At 52.8% G+C, this 25,652-nt stretch carries 16 protein-coding genes; 12 read left to right on the top strand and 4 right to left on the bottom strand.

Going from position 1 to position 25,652, the window contains the following annotated elements:
- Positions 1-62 precede the first annotated feature (62 nt).
- The 8 genes from pdxH (at position 63) to tadA (ending at position 11,567) form a co-directional block, all read left to right on the top strand.
- Entirely contained in the window at positions 63-704 is a 642-nt protein-coding gene (pdxH, locus tag D568_RS0114120) for a pyridoxamine 5'-phosphate oxidase (RefSeq protein ID WP_020210258.1), read from the top strand.
- Positions 704-1,690, top strand: coding sequence for an NAD(P)H-quinone oxidoreductase (locus D568_RS0114125; RefSeq protein ID WP_020210259.1), 987 nt, complete (start codon positions 704-706; stop codon positions 1,688-1,690). Before pdxH ends, D568_RS0114125 begins: the two co-directional genes overlap by 1 nt.
- Positions 1,691-1,697: 7 nt before the next feature.
- Positions 1,698-2,900 (top strand): CaiB/BaiF CoA transferase family protein, encoded by a 1,203-nt coding sequence (locus D568_RS0114130; RefSeq protein ID WP_020210260.1) that lies wholly within the window; start codon positions 1,698-1,700, stop codon positions 2,898-2,900.
- Positions 2,901-3,353: 453 nt separating this feature from the next.
- Entirely contained in the window at positions 3,354-6,593 is a 3,240-nt protein-coding gene (locus D568_RS0114135; RefSeq protein WP_020210261.1) for a TonB-dependent receptor, read from the top strand.
- 108 nt (positions 6,594-6,701) lie between these two features.
- Positions 6,702-7,718 carry a cupin-like domain-containing protein gene (locus D568_RS0114140; protein WP_020210262.1) on the top strand — a complete coding sequence of 339 codons (1,017 nt, stop codon included), beginning with the start codon at positions 6,702-6,704 and terminating at the stop codon, positions 7,716-7,718.
- A gap of 10 nt (positions 7,719-7,728) precedes the next feature.
- Positions 7,729-9,240, top strand: coding sequence for a tryptophan halogenase family protein (locus tag D568_RS0114145; protein WP_020210263.1), 1,512 nt, complete (start codon positions 7,729-7,731; stop codon positions 9,238-9,240).
- Between the two features lie 28 nt (positions 9,241-9,268).
- Entirely contained in the window at positions 9,269-10,783 is a 1,515-nt protein-coding gene (locus D568_RS0114150) for a tryptophan halogenase family protein (protein WP_020210264.1), read from the top strand.
- A gap of 43 nt (positions 10,784-10,826) precedes the next feature.
- A complete protein-coding gene (gene tadA, locus D568_RS0114155; RefSeq protein WP_020210265.1) occupies positions 10,827-11,567 on the top strand; it encodes a tRNA adenosine(34) deaminase TadA in 741 nt (246 codons plus the stop codon).
- 39 nt (positions 11,568-11,606) lie between these two features.
- Here the strand turns inward: tadA and D568_RS0114160 are convergent, their stop codons facing one another.
- Positions 11,607-11,990: a hypothetical protein gene (locus D568_RS0114160; RefSeq protein WP_020210266.1), complete on the bottom strand. Its 384-nt coding sequence runs from the start codon at positions 11,988-11,990 to the stop codon at positions 11,607-11,609.
- A gap of 123 nt (positions 11,991-12,113) precedes the next feature.
- Positions 12,114-13,637 (bottom strand): membrane-bound lytic murein transglycosylase MltF, encoded by a 1,524-nt coding sequence (gene mltF / locus D568_RS0114165; protein ID WP_020210267.1) that lies wholly within the window; start codon positions 13,635-13,637, stop codon positions 12,114-12,116.
- A 621-nt stretch (positions 13,638-14,258) separates the two neighbouring features.
- Here mltF and purL point away from each other — a divergent pair.
- Positions 14,259-18,131, top strand: a complete 3,873-nt coding sequence (gene purL / locus D568_RS0114170) for a phosphoribosylformylglycinamidine synthase (protein ID WP_020210268.1) — start codon at positions 14,259-14,261, stop codon at positions 18,129-18,131.
- A gap of 254 nt (positions 18,132-18,385) precedes the next feature.
- Positions 18,386-20,599 carry a catalase/peroxidase HPI gene (katG, locus tag D568_RS0114175; protein WP_020210269.1) on the top strand — a complete coding sequence of 738 codons (2,214 nt, stop codon included), beginning with the start codon at positions 18,386-18,388 and terminating at the stop codon, positions 20,597-20,599.
- Between the two features lie 247 nt (positions 20,600-20,846).
- Here the strand turns inward: katG and D568_RS0114180 are convergent, their stop codons facing one another.
- On the bottom strand, positions 20,847-21,734 hold the full coding sequence (locus D568_RS0114180; protein WP_020210270.1) for an ion transporter: 888 nt from the start codon (positions 21,732-21,734) through the stop codon (positions 20,847-20,849).
- Between the two features lie 444 nt (positions 21,735-22,178).
- Here D568_RS0114180 and D568_RS0114185 point away from each other — a divergent pair, with 444 nt between their 5' ends.
- Positions 22,179-22,763, top strand: a complete 585-nt coding sequence (locus D568_RS0114185) for an outer membrane beta-barrel protein (RefSeq protein ID WP_020210271.1) — start codon at positions 22,179-22,181, stop codon at positions 22,761-22,763.
- A gap of 78 nt (positions 22,764-22,841) precedes the next feature.
- A complete protein-coding gene (locus D568_RS21175; RefSeq protein ID WP_020210272.1) occupies positions 22,842-23,630 on the top strand; it encodes a PRC-barrel domain-containing protein in 789 nt (262 codons plus the stop codon).
- An 88-nt stretch (positions 23,631-23,718) separates the two neighbouring features.
- On the opposite strand, the gene D568_RS0114195 is transcribed toward D568_RS21175, so the two are convergent.
- Positions 23,719-25,584 (bottom strand): metallophosphoesterase family protein, encoded by a 1,866-nt coding sequence (locus D568_RS0114195; protein WP_020210273.1) that lies wholly within the window; start codon positions 25,582-25,584, stop codon positions 23,719-23,721.
- Positions 25,585-25,652 lie beyond the last annotated feature (68 nt).

Below are 25,652 nucleotides of genomic sequence, written 5' to 3' on the forward strand. Positions count from 1 at the left end.
GTGTTGGCATCGAAGAGCCGAGCCTTTGCGTATAATACAGCTCAGAAAAACGAGGTGTGTTTATGAGCAATATGTACGAAACCAAGCGGCGCGAGTATACCCAGGGCGGCCTGCGCCGTGCCGATCTAGCCGATTCCCCATACACTCAGTTTGAGCGCTGGTTTGATCAAGCCGAAGCCGGTGGCGTGAGTGACCCAACGGCCATGGTGCTGGCCACCGTTTCCCCCTCAGGCCAACCCTCCCAACGCATAGTGTTGTTAAAACAATTGGACGAGCGCGGTTTTGTGTTTTTTACCAACTACAACAGTCGTAAAGGCCGCGAACTGGCCGCTACCCCAAAAGCCAGCTTGTTGTTTCCCTGGCAGATGTTTGAACGCCAAGTGAAGGTGTGCGGTGTGGTAGAAAAGCTGGATCGTGAAGTGTCACAAGCCTACTTTTCGTCGCGCCCACGCACCAGTCAGTTGGCGGCCTGGGCCTCCCCTCAAAGCGATGTGATTGCGTCGCGTGAACAGCTGGAAGCGAATTATCGTGAGTTGGAAGCACGTTACAGCGACGGCGATATCCCAACGCCCGAGCATTGGGGGGGCTATCGCCTGGTACCCAATGAAGTAGAGTTTTGGCAGGGCGGTGCGCACCGTTTGCACGATTGTTTCCGTTATCGCTACGAGAACAACCAGTGGGCTATTGATCGGGTGGGGCCTTGATGCCACAGAGCGAAGTTATGCGTGCGATTGTCCATCAAGGTTGCGAAGCCAGCGACCTAACCGTACAGGCGCTACCCACGCCTCGTCCGGCCAGCGATGAAGTGCTAATTCGCGTCGCCGCGTGCGGTGTGAATCGGCCCGATGTGTTGCAGCGCCAGGGCTTGTACCCGCCACCGCCCGATGCGAGCGAACGCTTGGGGTTAGAGGTGGCCGGCGAGGTGGTTGCCCTGGGCGATAGTGTGAGCGGCTTCGAGATTGGGCAGCGGGTGTGCGCGCTGGTTAACGGTGGCGGCTACGCCGAGTATTGTGTGGCCAAAATGGGGCAAACTCTGCCCGTGCCCGAAGGGTTTACGAATGTACAAGCAGCTGCGTTACCAGAAACGTTTTTTACCGTTTGGCACAATGTCTTTGAGCGCGGGCAATTAAAGCCAGGCGAGACATTACTGGTGCATGGAGCGGCCAGCGGTATTGGCACCACGGCGATTCAGCTGGGCAAAGCCTTTGGCGCGCAGGTGATTGCCAGCGCCGGTAGTACAGAAAAGTGCCAGGCGGCAGTTACATTAGGGGCTGAGCGCGCGATTCATTATCGCGAAGAAGATTTTGTCAGTATCGTGCGAGAGGTCGGCGGCGCCGACGTTATTTTGGATATGGTGGGTGGCGAGTACATAGCCCGTAATATCAAAGCCGCAAAAGTCGATGGTCGTATTATCAATATTGCCTATTTGCAGGGCAGTAAAGTTGAGCTGGATTTTATGCCGCTTATGCTCAAACGACTGACCCTAACCGGGTCAACATTACGAGCTCAAAGTGGCGAGCGGAAAAAACAAATTGCGCAACAATTGTATAAAAACGTTTGGCCTTTACTGGTGGCAAAAAAAGTGGCTCCCGTCATCGCTGCCACATTCCCACTTGAGAATGCAGCTGATGCCCATCGCTTGATGGAATCAAACCGACACATTGGCAAAATTATTTTAACTACAAAATAAAAATACTATGGAAGAAAAGCGCAAACCCTTACAAGGCATTCGGGTAATTGAATTTGGTCAGCTGATTGCTGGCCCTTTTGCAGGAAGTCTGTTGGCTTACTTCGGTGCTGAGGTCATCAAGATTGAGCCGCCCGGTAAAGGCGACCCGATTCGCGGCTGGCGTGCGCTGGAAAACGGCACCTCTTTCTGGTGGCGCTCTATCGGGCGCAATAAAAAAAGTGTCACGCTCGATTTAAAACAAGAAGAAGGCGCGGTGTTGGCGAAAAACTTGTGCCGTGATGCCGATGTGTTAATTGAAAACTTTCGCCCGGGTGTGATGGAGTCTTGGGGCTTGGGGCCGGATGTTATTAAAGCTGATAACCCCAATTTAATTTACGCGCGCATTTCCGGTTATGGTCAGGATGGTCCTTACAGTAACAAGCCCGGCTTTGCTTCTGTGTGCGAGGGCTTCAGTGGCTTTCGCTATGTGAATGGACATCCGGGCGAGGCTCCCGTGCGGCCCAATTTAAGTATTGGTGATTCCATTGCTGGGTTACACGCGGCATTTGGTGTGGTGATGGCTCTGTTGGGGCGAGAGCGTGGTCAGTCGGAAGGCCAAACCGTGGATGTTGCACTCTACGAATCCATGTTTAATTTAATGGAGGCCGTGGTGCCCGAGTATTCCGGCGCTGGCATTGTGCGCGAGCCATCGGGCACAACGGTCACTGGAATCGTACCCACCAACACCTATCGCTGCGAAGACGGAAAGTATGTTGTGATCGGCGGCAATGGTGACTCCATTTTTCGTCGTCTGATGTCGGCCGTAGGCCGCGATGATTTAGCCAATGACCCGCGCATGAGCGATAACGCCGGGCGGGTCGAATGTGAAAATGAAATCGATCAAGTGCTGGCAGACTGGTGTCGCTCGCAACGTTGCGAGCATGTGTTGCAGGTACTGGAAAAGGCGCGGGTACCCTCGGGCCCAATCTATAGCGTCGCTGACATGTTTAACGACTCTCATTACCGGGCACGCGGTATGTTCGAGCGGGTAGAGATCGATGGACGAGCCTTGGAGATTCCTGCCATGGTGCCAAAGTTACAAACCACTCCGGGTGGTACCGAGTGGCCTGGCGGCGCCGTAGGTGCACACACGGAAGATGTACTGCAAAAGCATTTGGGTTTATCAGCGTCTGAGCTGGACGCATTAAGAGCGAAGGGCACAATTTCATAAATCTTGGCCACGTCTGGTTTTCTCTGCGTTGTATTACGTTGTTGTGATGCAACGCGATCCTCATAGGTTGTCTTGTTTTATTACATCAGTAACAGATGCTTAGCTTGTGCAAGCCAAGCCGCCTTGCTTTGGTGCGGCAGTGAAAGACGCTGCGCGTTTTCTTTTGGGGCACCGGTTACATTCTCTGCGGCAAATCAGTGCGACAACTTCTTTTTTTACCGGGATGTCAAACGTGAGTTGACAACGTTGTCTGTTCGGTAGTAAAAATAATATCTTGAAAATGTCCAATGTATGAAAATAAATATCAGGGTGTTTTCAATATCAGCACGTTTCCTTTTGTTACGGATAATCTGGGGTTGTGTTTATCGGTAACGAAAGCGGTAAGGGTTATCAATAAATTCAATAGTGGATCTTTCGGAGCACCGAAAACATTCGTAAAGGGGTGATGTGACTATGCAGTTCAGTAAAAAGCTATTAAGTCTCGCGGTTTGTACAGTGGTAACGGGCGTAACCGTGCCGATGGTTTATGCACAAGATGCAACTGTCGACGAAGCCTTAGTGGAAGAGGTGGTTGTACGCGGGATGCGTCAGAGTATCGAAAGTGCGCAGGACATGAAGCGCTTTGCCGATACGGTTAAAGACGTTATTACAGCATCAGATATCGGTGCGCTGCCAGATAAAAGCGTGACCGAGGCGCTGCAGCGTGTACCGGGCGTAACGATTGAACGCTTCGCCTCGTCGGATGACCCAAAACACTACGCCGATGAAGGTACCGGTGTACTGGTACGCGGTTTGGATCGGGTGCGCTCCGAAGTAAATGGTCGCGATGCCTTCAGTGCAAACCCCTATGGCGGCCTGAATTACGAAGATTTTCCGGCCGAGCTTTTGGGCGCGGTGGAAGTTGTTAAAAACCAAACCGCCGATAAAATCTCGGGCGGTATTGCCGGTACCGTCAACCTGATTTCTCGCAAACCGTTTGATTCTGACGATCAGATAATTTCCTTCACTGCCAAGGGTAACTACGGCGATTACCGCGAAGAGTGGACGCCCTCTTTCTCTGCACTGTTTTCGGATTCCTGGGAGACCAGCGCCGGTCGTTTTGGTTTTTTAGTCTCTGGCGCATACTCTGAATATAAAACCCGTGGCGACGGTGTAGGCTTGGGTAACTTCCATTCGCGCAGCGATGAATACTATCGCGGCTCTTGGGATGAGTGGGGCACCTTGCAAGGCGCGCCGGGTAAAGTTGAAGGTTATTACGACGGACCCTGTGTACCTAACGCCCTGGGTTGGATGCCCGAGTGTGATGGTGTGCCGGCCGACTTGATTACCGCCGAAACGGCCGAAGCGCCACCGGTTGATGGTGACCCCCTGCCAGGCCAACCCGCTGGTGAAGTGTGGTATGTGCCGGCAAACTACCATCTCAGTACCGCGGAAAATGACCGTGAGCGTCAGGGTTTGACGGCGTCTTTGCAGTGGGCTAATAACGATGAAACCATTGTTACTACCTTAGAGCACATCAGCTCTGAAGCTTCCCTGGAGTGGCGCGAGCGGGTTATTGCCTCGGGCGATCGCGGCTTTGTCAGCGGTACGGGTAACGCTGTGGTGTGGACGGAAGAAGATGGCCGTCCTATCACCACCACCGAAGATGGGTTTTTGACCTCTGGGGTCGGGGCCAACGCGGATATTAACTTCCCGCTGCAGTTCCGCAGTCGCTGGAATTACAACGAAGATACGGTGGAAGATACCTCGTTTAATGTCGAGTTAAACCCCACTACCCGTTTAAAAGTGGTACTGGATTATCAGCACGTGGATTCCACCCAGACCACTCACAACTACAACTTAACCAGTCGGGTGCGCGGCGATCTGACTGCCGAAGTGGCGCCGTTTTTCCTCGATTTGCGCGGCGATACACCAACCATTGAGTACTTAAATTCGCGCGTATCCGACCCCACTATCAATACCGTGGGCGACGCGCCCAACCCGGATTTATACCTGGGTAACGGTATGCAGCAAGAGGTGCGCTCCGACGCCTCTATGGATGCCTTTAAAATTGATCTGGAGTACACCTTTGACGGCCCGCTTACCGCCATTAAAGGCGGTGTTTACTACTCGGATAAAGAGTTGGAAATTGGCGATACCGAGTACTCTAACTGGACCGCGCTGGGTACTCCGTGGGTACAGGGTGATCGCTACAATGCTTCGCCCCAGCAACAGCCAGATCTGTTTGAGCGGGTGAGCTTTGCCGATCACTACAATGGTGAAGTGGTGCAGGGTGAGTACAACAGCTTCCTGTTCCCGCGCATGGATTTGGTAGAGGATTTTGCCAATACTCTGCGCGATGGCTGTGGGGTGTGGAATGCTGTGGGCAATGCCAGTGATGGCAGTGGTCGCTGTGGTATTCCCTACGAAGATATGAACAACCGGATTGACGGGCCTTTCTCGGTTTATCAATTAAGCTCGTCAGGTGAAGAGCGCACCGAGGCGTATATTCGCGGCGACTTTGAGTTCGACAATATGGCCATGCCACTTCGAGGTAATATCGGTCTGCGCTATGTAAGTTATCAGCTTGAGTCTACCGGTTTTGAAGTGCTGCCGCCGGTGGATAAGCGCGGCACTGACTCTCTGGCCGACGTGATTGCAAACGATTATCCGGATTTGTACGCGCTGGCCGACGGCAGCGCCGAGCAGAGCACGGTACAGGGCACGGACTATGACACGGTGCTGCCAAGCTTGAACTTAAGCTTGGGGTTAACCGACGACTTGGTGCTGCGCTTTGCCGCGTCTAAGGCGCTTTACTATCCCAGCCTGCTGGACAGTCGCAACAGCATGGTGGTGAGCCTGGACTATGAAAATGTGCTGCAAGATCCATCCTCGGGCCGCGATGAAGAAACCAACCCAGTGGTGGGGCTCGAAGATATCGAAATTACAGCGGTCTCTCGCAACCCCTATCTGGAGCCGGAAGAATCCGTTAATTTGGACTTAACCTTGGAGTGGTACTTTGCTCCAGTGGGCTCGGTGAGTCTGGCATTGTTTCAGAAAGACCTGGATAACATTATCCGCAATAAGACCTTTGCCTACGAACTGGAGCACGCCGGTTACACTTATCCGGTCTCGGCCTACGGCCCGGATAATACCGGCTCGGGTACCATTCGCGGAGCGGAATTCTCTTACCAGCAGTTCTACGACTTTTTACCCGGCGCCTGGAGTGGTTTAGGTCTGCAGTTCAACTACACCTATATCGACCAGGACGGGTTGGAAGATCCGCTGAACGAAAGCCCCGCGGATTTGATTTTCAACAACGACGGTTCTCAGGTAACGGATAACCGCAACAGCTTCCGCGTATTTTCGGGCTTGCCGCTGCAGGGTTACTCGGATGAAAACCTGAACATTGTCGGTATGTACGAGTATGGTGATGTATCCTTGCGGGTTGCCTACAACTGGCGCTCAGAGTATCTGCTGACCCGTCGCGAGTCGGAAGAGTTTGTACCGGCCTACGCCGAGCCTGTGGATCACCTGGATGCGAGCTTCTACTACACCATTAACGATAACTGGAAAGTGGGTATCGAGGGTAGCAACTTGCTTAACTCGGAAACCAAAACCCAGTACCAGTTGAACCAAGAGGGTGATAAAACCCAGGCACTTAGCTTTACCACAGATCGTCGCTACGCTCTGAGTGTACGTGCCACCTTCTGATAAGTGTGAGAAAGTGACGAAAGTGAATGCGCGCGATAGCCTCTATCGCGCGCATTTTTCGCTTAACGTGTCGCTTTTCCTACGCACATGCCGTAAAGCAATTTCGCTATGCAGAAGTTTTTAAGTTTTCCCGAGTATCGTGGTGTAAGCCGCGAGCAGTTTTTTAACGACATAGTGCCGCAGCAAAAGCCAGTGGTCATTCGCGGTCTTGTGAGCGAATGGCCGCTGGTTGAGGCATCATCCCAGTCGGATGAATATTTTTGTCGTTATCTAGCGCAATTTTATCGCGGTGAGCACGTTAATGTAGTGCTCGGCCATCCCGCTATTGAGGGGCGCTTTTTCTACAACGATAATTTTGACGGCTTTAATTATATTGAGGGTGGCGAGCGGCTGGACTTGTTCTTGGGGCGACTGCTGGAGTTGGCCGATCGCGACGTGAAACCTTCGGTGGCGGTACAGGGGGTGGCGGTGGATAAGATTCTGCCAGGGTTGTCCGCCGCCAATCAGGCCGCTTTATTCGCCGAGCCAGTGGCACCCAAGCTGTGGGTGGGCAATAAAGTGTCCGTCTCCGCGCACTATGACGGCTCCGATAACCTCGCCTGTGTCGTGGCCGGTAAACGGCGCTTTGTTTTGTTCCCTCCCGAGCAAGTGGCCAATCTGTATCCCGGGCCACTGGATTACACACCCGCCGGTGCTCCGGTGAGTTTAGTGTCGCTGCATAAGCCTGATTTTGATCGCTACCCGCGTTATCGCGAGGCCCTAAAAAACGCCTACAGCGCAGTGCTTGAACCCGGTGATGCGATTTTTATTCCCATGCTCTGGTGGCATCACGTGGATTCGCTGGCCGAAGTTAACGGCTTGATGAATTACTGGTGGAATGGTTCGATCGGTAAACCGCAACAAAAGCCTACGCCGTTACAAAGTTTAAATTTTGCCGCTATGGCGATGCGCGATTTAACCCCCGCGCAGCGCAACGCCTGGCGAGCCATGTTTGATCACTATTTGTTTAAACAAGGGGAAGACCCCCAGTCTTATATTCCCACCCATAAACAGGGTGTGCTGGGGGAAATGTCGCCGGAGTTCGAGCGCCAGGTTAAAAACTGGTTTATCAGCTTGTTGAAGTGAGTTGCACAGTATGAAGATAAAAAAAATCGCTATTGTCGGCGGCGGTACCGCCGGTTGGCTGGCGGCGAATTATCTGGGGCTATCCGCCGGCCGCGACCCAGAGGTAGAGATCTGCCTGATCGAGTCCAAAGATGTGCCCACCATTGGCGTTGGCGAGGGCACTGTGCCCAATATACGCGCTACTTTGCAACGCTTTGGTATCGACGAGCGCGAGTTTATGGCCAAGTGTCAGGCCACCTTTAAGTTGGGTATCAAGTTTGCCAACTGGATGGATGCTGACAAGTACGGGGCGGATCATTATTACTATCATCCGTTTGTAGCGCCTTTTCCTGTGGGGGTAGATATCAGCCACTACTGGATGCACCACCAAAAGCAAATGGTATTTTCTGAACTCTCGGCTATGCATGCGCTGGCCGAGCACAATATAGGCCCTAAGCATTCTTCGTCGTCTCCCTACGATGGGGTGGTGCACTACGCGTATCACTTTGATGCGGGAAAGTTTGCGCAATTGCTCGCCGATAATGCCCTCACTCGCTTTGGCGTTCGTCAAAAGTTTGCAACCATCGAACAAGTGCTGTTGGACGATGATGGCAGTATTGAGCGGTTGCAGTTTGCCTCGGGCGGTGAAGAGGCGTTTGATTTTTATATCGACTGTTCAGGCTTCGCCTCGCGTTTACTGGGGCAGGCTTTGCAAGTGCCGTTTTTAGCGAAAACTGAGCAAATCCCAACGGACACGGCGTTGGCCGTACAGGTGCCGACTGAACCCAGCGATGAGGTGCAACCTTACACCACCGCTAAAGCCCACTGTGCAGGATGGGTTTGGGACATTCCCCTGCCTCATCGGCGCGGCACGGGCTTTGTGTATTCATCGTCGCACATGACTGAGTCGCAAGCCGTGGCAGAGTTTTCCCGCTACCTGGGGTTTGATGCCGAAACGGCGAATTTGCGCAAGGTACCTATGCAGGCGGGGTATCGGCAATATTTTTGGCATAAAAACTGCGCCGCGCTGGGGTTGTCCCAAGGGTTTGTTGAGCCTTTGGAGGCCACCTCGATTATGGTGACGGATTTCTGTGCGGCGCTGTTGGCGGACCATTTTCCTCGCGACACCGACGATATGTCGCTTTTATCGCGTCATTGCAACAAATGGGTGGAGTATATCTGGGAGCGCACCATCGATTTTATTCAGTTGCACTATTGTATTTCCGACCGCCGAGACTCGGATTTCTGGGTTGATTGTACCGACCACGCCAAGTTATCGGATGTGCTGGCCGAGCGATTGGCGCTGTGGAAAATTGCTTCGCCCAAACGCACCGACTTTTTTAGCACAGTGGATTTATTTAGTCAGCAAAGTTATATATACGTGCTCTACGGCATGTATTTTCCCACCCGTTTACCTGCCCTGAATCCGTCAGAAATTCCGCTGGCTGAGACGAAAATACGCGAGCACAACGCCTGGTGTGAGAAGGCGCTACAAGCGCTCAGCTCACACCGCGCCTGGTTAAATCAACTGCACAGCCGCTAATGTCGGACAGCCTTAAAAAGAGGTACAAGTGGTGGGCGAATCACAAAAACCGAAAACCCTACTCATTGTTGGCGGTGGTACTTCAGGCTGGATGGCCGCGACCTTGATGGCGTCCCGCTGGCCGGATATTAAAGTGCGTTTGCTCGAGTCTGAGAATATTGGCACGGTAGGGGTGGGCGAGGGCAGTACGCCCCATCTAAAAATTTTTTTTGATACCTTGGGAATTGCTGAGTCCGAGTGGATGCCCCGTTGCAATGCCACGTATAAAAACGGCATTTATTTTTCCAACTGGTCATCGGTGCCGGGCTTCGAGCGTTATTTTCATCCGTTTCCAGCGCAAACCGATGATTTGACCATGCCTCTATTTTTTAAACATATTCAGGTGCGGCGCCGCGGCAGTCCGGTAACCCCTCACCCAGATCACTATTTCCTTGAGTCTTACTTAACCCGCAACAACTTAGGGCCTATAGCCGCCGAGAGTTTCCCTTTTAACATGGCTTACGGTTACCACTTTGATGCAGCACTTTTGGGCAAATTTCTGGCTGCCAAGGCAGAGGCCTTAGGGGTTGAGCGTATTGAGGGCGCTGTGAGTCAGGTGCAGCTAAACGAGGTAGGAGACATTAGCCGTTTACAGCTGGACGATGGCCGCACTGTAGCCGCTGATTTTTTTATCGACTGCACCGGCTTTAAATCTCTGCTATTGCAGGATGCTCTGCAAGTGCCTTTTACCCGCTACCGTGACAATTTGTTTAACGATGCAGCGGTTGTATTGCCCACTGACGCTGCGCTTGAAATCACCCCGGCCACTGAATCTATTGCCCTATCTAACGGTTGGGCTTGGCGAATTCCTCTGCGTAATCGTTGTGGCAATGGTTATGTTTACAGTTCGGCGCACTTGAGTGCAGACCAGGCTGAAACCGAATTACGCCAGCACCTCGGGCTGCAGGATGGCGTGGTTAGCGCCCGGCACTTGCAAATGAAGGTGGGGGTGGTGCAGAAGCATTGGCGCCACAACTGTGTGGCGGTAGGGCTGTCGCAGGGGTTTATCGAGCCTTTGGAAGCCACGGCTTTGGCGCTGACGTTCAATACTATTATGCAGTTTATTAAACGTTTTGAAGACGGCGATTTTAGCGGCCGATATCAGGATGAATTTAATCGTGAGATCGGCGCAAAGTTCAGTGGTATTCGCGATTACATCGTCTGCCACTACAAGGTGAATCAGCGCACGGACACGGCTTATTGGCGTGATAATGCGGCGAATAACGCACTGTCTGACTCGTTACAGGCGGTGCTGCATCTGTGGCGCCACAGCGATAACTTTGCCGCTGATATGCGTAAGTACAACCTTGAGGGCAGCTATCAGGCAAAATCATGGGCCTGCCTGCTGGCCGGTTACGGCCTTTTCCCCGAACTGGATGCCAAGGCGAGCTTGGCCCCTGAAAACGGCCGCGGTGAAATGACCGAACTGGCAGAGTTTATTCGCCGCTGTGGCCTTAACTTTACCAACCATAATCAATTGCTTGCCGCCCATGGCGTTACCTAAACCTAGGCTCTAAAATAGCGGCTTTTTCCAGCCCAGAGTGTTTATGCAAATTAGCCCCGGTTTATACCGCCATTACAAAGGCAATGAGTACTTTGTCTACCGTATTGCCACCCACAGTGAAACCGAAGAGGCGTTGGTGGTGTACCGCTGCCTGTACGGGGATTACTCTTGGTGGGTGCGCCCGCTGGCAATGTTTACCGAGTCGGTCGAGCGCGATGGGCTAGCGATGCCGCGCTTTGCATTTGTCGCCCCTATGAGTGTGGACGAAGCCGAGCGCCGCGCCCGCGGTGAATCAGCGCAAATGCCCGCCAGCGACGACGACCGCCATTGGATGCGTGAGGCCATGGCCCTTGCCGAGCGGGCCGGAGACAACGACGAAGTGCCTGTGGGAGCCTTGGTGGTACGCGATGGGGTAGTGGTGGGGCGCGGCTATAATCGACCCATCGGTGCCTGTGACCCCACAGCGCACGCTGAAATGATGGCGCTGCGCGATGCGGCGCGCCAGCTGGGTAATTACCGTCTGGCCGATTGCACTTTGTACGTTACCCTGGAGCCCTGCACTATGTGCACCGGTGCGATTGTGCACAGTCGAATTTCTCGCTTGGTATACGGTACGGTAGAGCCTAAAGCCGGGGTGGTGGAAAGCCAGGCGCGTTTGTTAGACGCGCCCTATTTTAATCACTCCATTAGCCTCACCCCTGGGGTTGAGCGCGAGGCCTGCCAGCAACAGTTGCAAGCCTTTTTTAAACGCAGGCGCGCTGAGAAAAAAGCTTTAAAGCGTTAACAGCGGGCTTTACCATTTATTGGTTGTGCTGTTTGGTGCTTAGCGCATTTGGTTGAGCGTGCGGTCACTTGCTTTAAGGGGGTTGCAGTTTTTCAGTGTCACTTTGCCTTGTAAAATGTTGCCTTTAGAATACTCGTTGAAATAGCAGGTATTGGTTTTCGGATCGTAATTCTCTATCCAAAGGTTATCGTCTTTCCAGGTGGCGGCTATATGTTGTTGGCCTTCTGGAACCGTTACCGTCATTACGCCACCATAGCGTTTTACAAAGACCTGCTCAAAATGAAAGTAATACGCTGCCCAGCCCACAATAAACACGATAAGCGCACTGCCAATCGCACTGCGCCAAAAACTGTTTTTGCCCAAAAGTATAAGCGCCGCCATGGCCAGGGCGATAACGGCGCCCCAATACAGATACGTAATCATAGATAAACACCCCTTTGCAGAACCTGCGACATTAATTGTGGCCTACAGTGTAGCGTAAACGGCTTTTGCCTGATCAAACTCTTTGTGCAGGGTCTAGTTGTGGCTGTTTGGCTGGCGTTGATGCTACAGAATAGAAAGAGGCGCCAGGTTGGCGTCGTTGGGAGGCGTAGAGCTGTCAGCGTCTTCTTCGTTATTGACGGGCTCTTCAGGGCTTTCTGTATTTTCTGCTATCGCTAATCGACGCTGTTCTTGTTGGTCGTGCCAGACAATAATATCGCGGTATTTGAGAATGTTATTGACATAGTGCACCGGTTCCCAGCCTCGGGCATAGCCGTGTTTAACGGTGCGATAATATTTTCGTTTTGCCAGCAGAGGTAAATGCTTTTCAACATCCGTCCACAAATCCGGGTTGCCGCCGTGACGCTCGGTAAGAATTCGGGCGTCTTCTAAATGTCCCATGCCCACGTTATAAGCCGCCAGGGCCAGGAGGGTGCGGTCCGGGTCAAGTATGCGCTCGGGTAAGCGGCCGTAAAGGTTTTTAAAATACATCGCGCCGCCACGCATACTTTGCTCTGGGTCCTGGCGGTCCTTAATTCCAAGCTCGCGCGCAGTGGTTCGTGTCAGCATCATTAAACCGCGTACCCCGGTATGGGAAACAGCGTCGGCATCCCAGTGGGACTCCTGATAGCTCATGGCGGCTAGCAACTGCCAGTTCATATCCACTTCGTCGGCTACGTCTTGAATCAACGTTTGCCATTGCGGGAGGCGGGTATCTACCCGGTGGGTGAACAGCAGAGCGCCCCCTGTGCTTACCGGAGGGGGGGCGTGAAACAGCTCTGCTACCAAGGTTTCTAGCGAACCATTGGCTCTAATTTCATCTAGATACGCTTCGGCTTTGTCATAGAGTGATGTGTCGAGCCTGTAGGCAAAGGCCCACCCCAGTTGTTCTGGTTCGCCCAAGTCAAATGCGACCCGGGCTTTGGGGAATATATGCGCATTGGTTTGATACGCATTGGAATCCACAATGGCGTAATTCACCTCGCCCCTGTGCACCATTTCCATCAGGTCTATCATTTCCAGGTTTTCTTGTTCGTGCCATGTCAGTTCTGGAAAATCATGTTGTAACGTTTCCAGCCGCTCGGCGTGAGAAGAGCCCGCAATAACCAGTAAGTCGCCGTTGGTGATATCGGCTAAGGAATCCGGCTTTGGGGCTCCCCGGCGATACAGCAGTTGTTGAGTTACGTCGAGATAAGGCTGGGTGAATTTGACCGTTTTAGCTCGTTGAGGGGTGATGCTCAGCCCCGCCGCTGCCAAGTGGGCTTGGTCTGCCGCTACTTGCTGCAACATTTTGCTCAGGCTCTCTTGCTCCAGAATTTCCAGCTCTACCCCCAAATAATCGGCAAAGCCCTGCAAGAGTAAAAATTCAAATCCCGTTCTTCCCTCTGGCCCTTCGTAGTAAGTCGTGGGGCCGTTGCGGGAGATGGCCACCAGGGTGCCGGTTTGCAGTAATTGCTCAAGAGTGGTGGGAGGGCGGCTGCTGTTTAAAGCCAAGGTCAGGGTGAGCAGAAACACACTGAACAGCAAGCGCTTAGCGCGTAGTCGCGCCGGTAGCCTGTACAGATATAGCCCTATGGTCTGTTTCAGCATCAATTCCGCCTTCCGGTGTGGGCCGGATTCAGCCTGTGCCCCCTACTAGAATGTGCTGGCCACTGGGGGAGTGCATAAAATTTGCGCGATTTTATACACATCGGCGTCGATCTACCAGTTTGAAATTGTTCTGTTGTTTCGAGCCAGATTCTCCTGTTTAGGTTAGCTCATCATTAGAGAGGGACTTACTGTTATTCTAGCGGGCGTAAAAATAGAGGTCTAAAGCCCTTTAGTGATAAGAACGGCCAGCGAATGCCCCAGTTGGCTATAGTCCGTGGACCAAGCGTGGGCTGGTAGCATGACACCTTGCCAGAATCGCAACGACCGGATCTGGCTTGCTTGAATAACCGCCATAACGCCAGGAGCGTTATTCACCTCTGCCCGAAACGCTCAGGCGCAAAAAAGTCTTGTACCAGCCAGGCTTGGCGAGCTGGCTGTAACCCCCCTTGCTCTATTAACCAGAGGCCGCCAATGGTTGGCTTTCATTAGAGTTAACAGGCCCTAGGCAATTGCAGTACAATAGCCGCCCTTTTAGGGTCGGACGATTCACCTCAGCGGACGGGGTTATCGGCGATCTGTGTGTACACAACTCAACCCCGCTAGCTTGAGGCTCAACCCGCTATGCTGATTTTGCCCGGTGCCCCCGCACTTTCTCCTTTCCGTACGCAAAAACTACTTGCCAGTTTGCAAGGCGTTGCCCCCGGTGTCACCGGCGTGGCCGCTGAATACACGCACTTTATCGATCTGGCTGCGCCGCTGTCAGACGACGAGCAGGTGGTACTGGGTAAACTGCTTACCTACGGCCCACGTATGGATGAAGTGTCCCACGAGGGGCGTCTGTTTTTAGTGGTCCCGCGCTTTGGCACCATCTCGCCCTGGTCCTCCAAGGCGACCGACATAGCGCATAACAGTGGGCTGTTTGAGGTAAAACGCATTGAGCGTGGCATTAGCTACCATGTGCAGGGCGACATCGCCGATACTGAACGCGAAGCGGTTGCCGCGCTGTTGCACGATCGGATGGTTGAGGCTGTATTACCCAGCGTTGAGGCGGCCGGTGGTCTGTTTGACCATGCAGAACCTGCGCCGCAAACCAGCGTAGACATTATTGGCGGCGGGCGCGAAGCCTTGGCAAAGGCCAACGGTGAGCTGGGCCTGGCTCTGGCGGACGACGAAATTGATTATTTGGTAGAAAACTTCCAAAAACTGGGCCGCAACCCGGTGGATGTTGAGCTGATGATGTTCGCCCAGGCCAACTCTGAGCACTGCCGCCACAAAATCTTTAACGCCAGCTGGACCCTGGATGGCGAAGAGCAGCCACGCAGCCTGTTCAAAATGATTAAAAACACCTTTGAGTGTGGCGGCGAGCAGGTGATGTCGGCCTACGCCGATAACGCCGCTGTCGTGGAAGGGCCTGAGGGCGGACGTTTTTACCCCGACCCGGAAACCGCCGAGTACCGCTACAGCAGCGAAAACGTCAACCTGTTGATGAAAGTGGAAACCCACAACCACCCCACGGCCATTTCGCCATTTGCTGGCGCGGGCACAGGCGCCGGTGGTGAAATCCGCGACGAAGGCGCGGTAGGGCGCGGCTCAAAGCCCAAAGTGGGGCTGACGGGCTTCACCGTTTCCAACTTGCAGATTCCCTCGTACATCCAACCCTGGGAGCAGGATTACGGCAAGCCCGGGCGCATCGTCAGTGCGCTGGATATTATGCTGGATGGCCCCATCGGGGGCGCGGCCTTTAACAACGAATTTGGCCGCCCGAATATTTGCGGTTATTTCCGTACCTTTGAAGAAAACTACGACGGCGAGCGCCGCGGCTACCACAAGCCGATTATGTTGGCAGGTGGTTATGGCAACATTCGCACCGAGCACGTGGACAAGCCACCCTTTGCTGCGGGCTGTAAACTGGTGGTGCTGGGTGGCCCGGCCATGTTGATTGGGTTGGGTGGTGGCGCCGCGTCCTCTATGGACTCTGGCAGCTCCTCCGAAGACTTGGACTTTGCCTCGGTGCAGCGCCAGAACCCGGAAATCGAACGCCGCTGCCAAGAGGTCATCGACCGCTGCTGGCAGCTGGGTAATGACAACCCCATCGCCTTTATTCACGATGTGGGCGCTGGCGGTCTTTCTAATGCTTTCCCCGAGCTGGTTAAAGACGGCGGCTGTGGCGGCAGCTTTGAGCTGCGCAACGTGCCCAACGATGAGCCCTCCATGAGCCCGTTGGCCATTTGGTGTAATGAATCCCAAGAGCGCTATGTGCTCGCCATTGCGCCTGAAAACCTGGCCCGTTTTGAGCAAATGTGCGAGCGCGAGCGCGCCCCTTACGCGGTGGTGGGCGAATCCACCAGCGAGCAACACCTGGTGGTGAACGACAAGCACTTTGATGCCAAGCCCGTGGATCTGCCCATGTCGCTGTTGTTTGGCAAGCCACCCAAAATGCACCGCGAAGCCAGCCGTTACACCCCGGCATCGGATGAATTTAATACCACTGACATCGATATTCACGAAGCCGCTGAGCGGGTGCTAAAACACCCCACTGTGGCCAGCAAAAACTTTTTGATTACCATTGGCGACCGCTCGGTTACCGGCATGGTGGTGCGCGATCAAATGGTAGGTCCCTGGCAGGTTCCGGTGGCTGATTGCGCGATTACCACGGTCAGTTACGACTCCGTTAAAGGCGAGGCCATGAGCATTGGTGAGCGCACCCCAACCGCGCTGCTGGATGCTCCTGCTTCGGGCCGAATGGCGGTAGGCGAGGCGTTAACCAATATTGCCTGCGCACCCATCGCCGACATCAAAGACATCAAACTGTCGGCCAACTGGATGTGTGCAGCGGGCCATAAAGGCGAAGATGAAAAGCTCTACCGCACCGTAGAAGCGGTGGGTATGGAGCTGTGCCCGGAATTGGGTATCACCATCCCCGTGGGTAAAGATTCTATGTCGATGCGCACCGCCTGGAATGAAGATGGTAAAGACAAAGCCGTTACCGCGCCTCTGTCGCTGGTGATTTCGGCCTTTACTCCGGTAACCGATGTGCGTTTGTCGGTGACACCTGAACTTCGCAGCGATCAAGGGGACACCGAGTTACTGCTGATCGATCTGGGCGCGGGTAAAAACCGTTTAGGTGGCTCTATTTTGGCGCAAACTTACAACCAGCTGGGTGATACCCCAGCGGATGTGGACAGCGCCGCGCAGCTCAAAGGCTTTTTTGAGGCGACGCAAAAAGCGCTGGCCGAACAGCTGATTATCGCTTACCACGATCGCTCTGACGGCGGCCTTTTCTCCACCTTGGCGGAAATGAGTTTTGCCGGTCATTGCGGTATCGACATCGATATCGACGGTTTGGGTGAATGCCCACTGGCGGTGTTGTTCAACGAAGAGCTGGGCGCTGTTGTACAGGTGAAGCGCGGTAATGTTGAAAGCGTTAAAGCGCTTTACCAAGCCGCTGGGCTCGGCGATTTGGTACACAGTATCGGTACGCTGAACGAAGACGATTGGTTGCGTATCACGCAAAATGGCGAGCTGGTGCTCGATCAAAGCCGGGTGATTTTGCAAAGCCTGTGGAGTGAAACCAGCTACCAGATGCAAGCACTGCGGGATAACCCCGACTGCGCACGTCAGGAACTCGAAACCATTATGTCTGCTAACCCAGGCTTGAGTGCCGAGTTGACCTATGACATTAACGATGACGTTGCCGCACCCTTTATCAATAAAGGCGAACGGCCTCGTATTGCCGTATTGCGCGAGCAGGGTGTGAACGGTCATGTGGAAATGGCTGCTGCGTTTGACCGCGCGGGTTTTGCTGCCGTCGATGTGCACATGAGCGACCTGTTGGCCGGGCGTGTGAGCCTGGAAACCTTTAAAGGTTTAGTGGCCTGCGGTGGTTTCTCCTACGGTGACGTACTGGGCGCCGGTGAAGGATGGGCGAAAACCGTATTGTTTAACCAGCAGGTGCGTGATCAGTTTGCCGGCTTCTTTAACCGAGCTGACACTTTCAGCCTGGGGGTGTGCAACGGTTGTCAGATGATGTCGAACTTGAAAGATCTGATTCCCGGGGCTGAGCATTGGCCGCGCTTTGTTCGCAACTTATCCGAGCAATTTGAAGCGCGGGTATCGCTGGTAAAAATCCAGGAGTCGCCCTCGGTATTGTTTAACGGCATGGCGGGCTCACACATGCCGGTGGCTGTTGCACACGGAGAAGGTCGCGCCGAGTTTGCCGATGCTGATGCGTTAAATACTTGTGATACCAGCGGCTTGGTTTCCATGCGTTATCTCGATAACAGTTTGCAGGTGACAGAGCAGTACCCGGCCAACCCCAATGGCTCGCCTCAGGGGATTACCAGTGTGACCAGTAAAGACGGCCGCGCCACCATTATGATGCCGCACCCCGAGCGAGTGTTCCGCGCGGTGACGAACTCATGGCATCCGGATGACTGGCAAGAAGATGGCGCCTGGATGAGAATTTTCCGCAACGCGAGAGTGTTTGTGGGGTAAGCACCGGAGACAACCGCAATATGAAAAAGCGAGCCAGTTGGCTCGCTTTTTTTTTGCTCAGAAGAAAGAGTGTTATGCGAGAAATCCAGCTGTTTTCGAGTCGCTTGGTTTGGCGAAAAGTAAATAGTTAAACCATACTCAGAGAGGGCAAAGACCTGAGGTACCTAATAAAAATTTGCAAGACAAAATCCTGCCGGCAAACGGCACGAATACGCTGAAATATAAGTTGAATACTGTAGAAGAGGAATACGAAAATGGGTGTGAATAACATCAGCGAGGGAAAGTGTCCTGTTATGCACGGCTCTCGGACCAAGTTGGCGGATGAACGCACTGGTAATGAACACTGGTGGCCCCATCAGTTAAATTTGAGCATATTGCATCAAAATCACCCCAGCGCTAATCCGCTGGGGCAGGCGTTTGATTACGCCGCCGAGTTCAACAAGCTGAACTTGGCCGAAGTGAAACAAGACATCGAGAAAGTTCTAAAAGACTCGCAAGACTGGTGGCCGGCGGATTATGGTCACTATGGCCCCTTTATGATTCGTATGGCCTGGCATAGCGCGGGTACCTACCGTTTGGGTGACGGTCGCGGTGGTGCACGCACGGGCACCCAACGCTTTGCACCGCTCAACAGTTGGCCGGATAACGGCAACCTGGATAAAGCTCGTCGTTTGTTATGGCCGATTAAGAAAAAGTACGGCAATAAACTCTCGTGGGCAGATTTGTACATTCTTACCGGCAATGTGTCGCTTGAGTCTATGGGGTTTAAAACCTTTGGTTTTGCCGGTGGTCGCGAAGATGTGTACGAACCCGAGCAAGACATCTACTGGGGCGCCGAGAAAGAGTGGCTGGCCACCAGCGATAAAGAAGGCAGCCGCTACAGTGGCGAAAGAGATCTGGAAAACCCTCTGGCCGCCGTACAAATGGGTTTGATTTACGTCAACCCTGAGGGGCCGGATGGCAACCCCGACCCTCTGGCTTCGGCGCGGGACATTCGCGACACCTTCGGCCGCATGGCCATGAACGACTATGAAACTGTCGCCCTGACCGCCGGCGGCCATACCTTTGGTAAAACTCATGGTGCAGGCGATGCTGCCAGTGTTGGCCCCGAGCCAGAGGCCGCCGACATCGAGCTGATGGGCCTTGGCTGGATTAGCAGCCACGGCTCGGGTAAAGGCAGTGATACCATTACCAGCGGCCTGGAAGGTGCTTGGACGCCTACTCCGACCCAGTGGGACATGAGCTATTTCGACGTGCTGTTTGGCTACGACTGGGAGCTGGCGAAAAGTCCGGCGGGCGCGCACATCTGGGTACCCAAAAACCTGCAGGACAAAGACCGCGCACCGGATGCCGAAGACGCCAACAAGCGTGTCGGTATCATGATGAGTACCGCCGATATGGCCATGCGCGAAGATCCCGAGTACCGCAAAATCTCCGAGCACTTTCATAAAAACCCGGATGAGTTTGCCGATGCGTTCGCCCGTGCCTGGTTCAAATTAACCCATCGAGACATGGGGCCAAAAGCTCGCTATTTAGGTCCAGAGGTTCCCGCTGAGGAGTTAATTTGGCAGGACCCAGTGCCAGAGGTAGAGCATCAGCTGGTGGATGATGGTGATGTGGCTACCTTGAAAGAGAAAATTCTCGCATCGGGACTCAGTGTGTCTGAGCTGGTGTACACCGCCTGGTCTTCGGCTTCTACCTACCGTGGGTCGGATATGCGCGGTGGCGGCAATGGCGCGCGTATTCGTCTGGCGCCGCAAAAAGACTGGGAAGTCAATCAGCCCGAGCAACTGCAGAAGGTTTTATCGGTGCTGGAGGGGATTCAACACCAGTTTAATGGTGCGCAGTCGGGTAATAAGCAAATATCCGTGGCGGATTTGATTATTTTGGCCGGCTCTGCCGCCATTGAAAAAGCCGCAAAAGAGGCGGGCATGAATGTTACCGTGCCTTTTAATCCGGGCCGTGGAGATACCACCGATGAGCTGACCGATGCCGAGTCCTTCGAGCCGCTGGAGCCAGAGGCTGATGGCTTTAGAAACTACAGCCGCAAGCTGTACATTACCTCGCCCGAGGAAATGCTGGTTGATAAAGCGCAGCTGTTGGGCTTGAGCGCGCCGGAAATGACGGTGCTAGTGGGCGGTATGCGGGTGCTCGGTGCTAACTACCAGGGCAGCACAGACGGCGTGTTCACTGACAGGCCCGGCCAACTCAGCAACGACTTTTTTGTGAATGTCACTGATCTAAACACCGAGTGGAAATCCACTGGCGAGAACGCTTACGAGGGCCGCGATATGAAGTCCGGGGCACTTAAGTGGACGGCTACGCGAGTGGACTTGATATTTGGTTCTAACTCACAGTTACGTGCTCTGTCTGAAGTGTACGCACAGGACGATGCCAACGAGCGTTTTGTGCGTGACTTTATCAGCGCTTGGGTAAAAGTAATGAATGCGGACCGCTTTGATCTGTAACGGATGCCTCTTGGCCAAGGGTCGATAGATCCATTGGCCTTATGTTGAAAATTAGCCCCAGTGGGGCTCGTTTTTTAGACTACCAGCCGTTGATTACCTTACGGAAATAGATTGATTCGCTAGAGCCAATACAAAATAACTGCTCGCTTAAAGTCCATGCCATACCCTCAAAGGTTTTATATTTCTGTTATTGCCACGGCGTTTTTCCGTATGCTGCTTTAGCCTTTTCTGGGGTGAATACGAGCGTCTAATGGACACTTTTAACCGTGGGTAGTTCTGCCCCGCAATGCTTACAGTGAGCCGCGTCGGCTTCGTGACCGCTGCGTTTGCATTCAGGGCAGTGGCGGCGGTAGCGATCACGTTGCATTTCCTGGGCAAGCTCTGCTGTGAGAATGCCGGTAGGCACAGCGATGATGGAGTAACCGGTAAGCATGGCCGCTGCTGAAATTATTTGGCCCAAGATGGTTTGTGGCACTATGTCCCCATAGCCCACTGTAGTGATGGTAACGATGGTCCAGTAAATACTTTTGGGTATGCTGGTAAACCCATGAGCAGGACCTTCAACCATATACATCAATGAGCCAAAAATTACCGACAGCACCAAAACCGACGAGAAAAATACAAATATTTTTCGCCGTGCCAAAAGCATGGTGCGCATCAACAGGTTAGCTTCGCTCAGGTATCGGGCCAGCTTTAAAATCCGGAAAATGCGCAGCACCCGCAACAGACGAATAATCAGCAAGTTGTTCGCGCCCGGTATAAAGAAGGCCAGATACGAAGGCAGTATTGAGAGCAAATCGACAATGCCGTAAAAGCTTTTTACATAAGCCCAGCGCCTTTCGGCGCAATAGACACGGGTTAGGTACTCGGCAGTAAACAGCAGCGTAAATGTCCACTCCGCCGCCCTTAGCCAAAGATCATACTCGCGTACAATCCATTCCACAGACTCCAGCATTAGCACGAGAACACTGATGCTGATGGCCCAAATTAAACAGACATCGAATAACTTTCCGGCGGGGCTTTCCCAGCCAAAGATAATTCGGTTCAGCTTCTGACGTAAGCTTTCATTCGCTGGCGGCGAATATTGCTCGGTAGGCTCTGTTGGGTCCTGGCTTGTCGTTTCTGGCGCTGCCATACGCATCCTGAATTCAAAGTGAATTTGACCCGATTGTACGGGTAAATAGGGTTGCCGTCATGATTCCTGTGCCCATACCAGGACAATGGGGCTTAGAGGTGTCTCTCTATTGAACTAAGCCGGCTCTTGTAACCTCCGGCATTCGAGCTTGTAACTCTTACCAAATACTCACTCCCGCATTCCTTTCGCACCTATCGCAAGCACTTTTTATAAAACGATAACGTTTTGTTTCGCTGTTGGACATGATTGTTTTTTAAACGTATCTGCACGAATTCGCACATTATTCTGTGCGTTGATCACATTGATCTGGGAAAAATGTGAAGAAAATCTAACTCCAACTGGGTGCGCAAAGATTCTGGCATGAGGGTTGCGATAACCCGTGCGTAATCGCTTAACCCCTGTCTGTTAGCGATCTGTATTTAGGATGATTTAGGAGTAGTACCTATGATTAAGCAGGTTTTTTCAGTATGTGTTCTGTGCGCGTCTTCGGCTTCCGTATTGGCTCAGTCAGCAGACAATGGCTGGCGCTTTGAACCCGAGCTCTCAGTTGGGGCCGGTTATGGTGTGACTAAGATGAAAGACGGGGATTTTGATGAAGATGAAGCCGCTAAAAAGGCTTTTGCTCTGGTCAAGTTTAACGAATACATCGGCGTTGAAGGTGCCTACATTGATTTTGATGAGGCCAGTAACGACGTTGTCACTTTTGACCCGTCGGGTGCCTCTCTGGCGCTGATTTTAGAAGCGCCTATTACCAAGGTTTTTTCTCTCTACGCGAAAGGCGGTCAGCTTTGGTGGGATAGCGACACGCGCTTAAATACAGATGTGGCTAACCTGGAAGAGGAATTTGACGGCGATGATACCTTCTGGGGTGTGGGTACAAAATTTCAGCTGGCCGAACACCTAGACCTGCGGGTTGAGTATGAACGTTTTAATTTTGATATCGAACGAGACGAAGTCAATGTGCTGCAAAGTGAACCGCTGAATATGGATGTGGATTACGCCAGCGTCAACTTACAGTACACATTCTAATACCACGGACTTGGGGGTAAATTCAGGGCGCTTAGATTTTCCTGAGCGCTTAAATTACCAAACCATTGAGGTGATTTTATGAGTACTTTACGTAAATCTCTGTATACAAAATCGGCTGTTATTGCTCTTGCAGGCGGTTTGCTAGCTTCTCCAACTGTGTTGGCGGACGAAATGAAAGAGGCAGGCGAGCGAAGCGTATACCAGTCGTCGGTTAATTTAAAATCTTTCTCCCAATTGGATCAAGACACAAGCGGGAAGATTGAGTATCCCGAGTTGTCAAAAACCTATGAGAAGGATTTGCAGCAGCGCGACTGGAATAAAGACAAAGTGATGGATCGCTTTGACGATAACGCCGACGACGCATTAAACAGTGAAGAATATGCCGTTTTTGCACGGGAATTACTGCGAAGCGATAGGTTGTCTGAATCCGAGCAGCACACTGGTGGCCAAGCGCACTCACTGGCCAGTCATCCGCAGGGTTCCGGCATGAATGCTGAAATGGACGGTGAAGGGCAAGGCGTTGCGCAGTACAACACCAACGAAAGCCCGAAATCTGTACCAAGCGATGGTCCTTCGTTAGCATCCGCCCCAGCGACTCAGGCCAAAAACCTGGAGGGGCGCGATGTGGTGAACCGCGAGGGTAAAACCCTTGGTGAGATTGAAAAGGTGATAGTGAAAGACAATCGCGTGACCGATCTTGTGATCAGCGTCGGCGGTTTTATTGGCATTGGCGACAAGGACGTGTTGGTGGACGCCCGTCAATTGAAGGCCGAAGGTAATCAGATTGTGTGGGATACGCCGATGAGCGAAGACCAGCTGGATAATTTACCCGAGTATCGTGCAGAGCAATACTCTGTGAACTATTAATTTTTGTGGTTGTTCGCAATATAAACCTGCCTTCAGGTTACCCGAAGGCAGGTTTTTTTATTTAAAGCCATTATTGGTTTAACAAGTGTTAATAAAAATCCTGCTGCGAATTTTGATGGATAACGCTGGCTTTAATATCATCGCAGTCGTTATGCAGTTCGACCAAACCGATGCCGCACTGATTGAGTAAACGATCGTGCTTTTGTCCGCATACGTGCCGCTGTCGTATTCGCATGCGTCGTCGCTTGGTGAACATGTTCAATGGCGATCGACTGGCGTAAAGCCATCGGTTGAGTCTGTCGAACCATTTCAGGAGTGTGTCTGGAAAAGTGTTTTTTAAACCGCTGGCGGTAATTTGGGTAATCTCAGGGCTGCACTTACGCCGACGTATGGTGACATCGTAAACAAATGAGTAATGCACATCACCGGATAAAATAATAAAGTGAGGTGGCGTTTTATGGTGAGAGAAAATGTTCAGCATCACGTTGGCCGCGCCCGGGTGAGCCATCCAGTTTTCCGCATCCACCATCAGGGCCTTTCCAAAAAAAGTAAATATTCTCTGAACCACTTCAATCAGTTTGACCCCGAAGACTGGACTTGGCGATACCATGATCACGCTTTTATGGCCAATCAGCTTTTGTTGCATATCCGTCAGCGCTTCCCAATCCATGAGCCCGGAAGGCCGATTGGCATTGGATTCTGATCGCCAGCGTCGGGTACGGGTATCCAGCACCAGGATCGGCGGCTGGGTGTCGAGTTCGTAATGCCACTGTTCCCAATTCAGTAAAGTGTCGACCAGTTGATCCTGGTGGTTTAGTGTTTGCCCGGCGAATACAGAATCCAGCTTTGCCATTAAGGGGGTAAAGGTTTCCGGGTTATTGCCCCATCCCTGACACAACCAATAGGCGATAAGGGCATTGCCGATAATACGACGTGAAAATGGATGGCCGTAGGCGGTCTCTTCCCAGCCGCGCGTAAGGTTCCAGTCATCGGTGACGTCGTGATCATCAAAGATCATATACGTCGGTACATGAGCCAGCAGTCTTTGCACTTTATCCAAACCTGCCGCGAAGTCATTGATGGCCTTGAGCTCTTCAAAATACTGCTCGTGGTATTGCGTTTTTACGCCCGCCGGTGGCGTTTTCAGGTTCACCAGATCCCAGCACAGCGGAGACCAGGTAAGTATGTACATGGCCAGCATTTCACTGAGGGAAATTAAATGATTATGCGCTCCGACAGAGGTGAAAATTGGCTTTTCGGCGCCGCCGAAAAAAAGCTCCAGCAGGTCGCGGTTCCCTTTATTGCGTGGGAGTAATTGATCGCGCTGGTAGTAGTTATTATCGCAGCGAAACAGCGCTTGGGTATCGTCAACAGTGGCACCACTGAAATGTTCACCGGCAAGGCCCAGTTTCTCGATTAGCTGATGAATGGCACTAAGCATCGGCCCTGCCACATCGTCTGCGTAAACTTGGTCGCCGGTCATTAACAGTAAAGCGGGCGTTTGTTCACTATCGTGCCGTGTTTGCGCCATGAAGGTATCGGCAGCGCACAAACCATCCTCTCCTAGGTGATGGGGCTTGCGGCAGGAGCCATGCAATAATCGCTTGAGGGTCGGCTGGATAATAAAACTGGGATGAGTCTCGTCGTTGTAACACAAGTGAGGAAGGCGGTCTCGCAACAGGGTTTGTTGCTCGCCGTTAAATATTATTTCGTAGCCGATAGCCGCACCCTCGGGCAGTGGTGTCGACAGGTCCAGCTGCAGCAGTTGCATATAGCAGTGAGTGCCCAGCGCGACCTGTTGTTGCTTGGGGGTATAGGTTTGCAGCTCGTCATCTGGGAGGTGCAGTTGCAATTCTATACTGCAGCGGCAACTGGTACACAGCCACAAGGTGATCGTTGTGGCGGTGGTATGGCGCAGTAGGGGGCCTGCGAGAATCAGCGGCAGATCTGTCATAGCGGGGTAAGTCCGTTACAGCATGGTTAAGGTGTTGCCTGAGGGTGTTCAGTATGCAGCTCAGTGCG

This window comes from Gilvimarinus chinensis DSM 19667, assembly GCF_000377745.1.
GTDB lineage: Bacteria > Pseudomonadota > Gammaproteobacteria > Pseudomonadales > Cellvibrionaceae > Gilvimarinus > Gilvimarinus chinensis.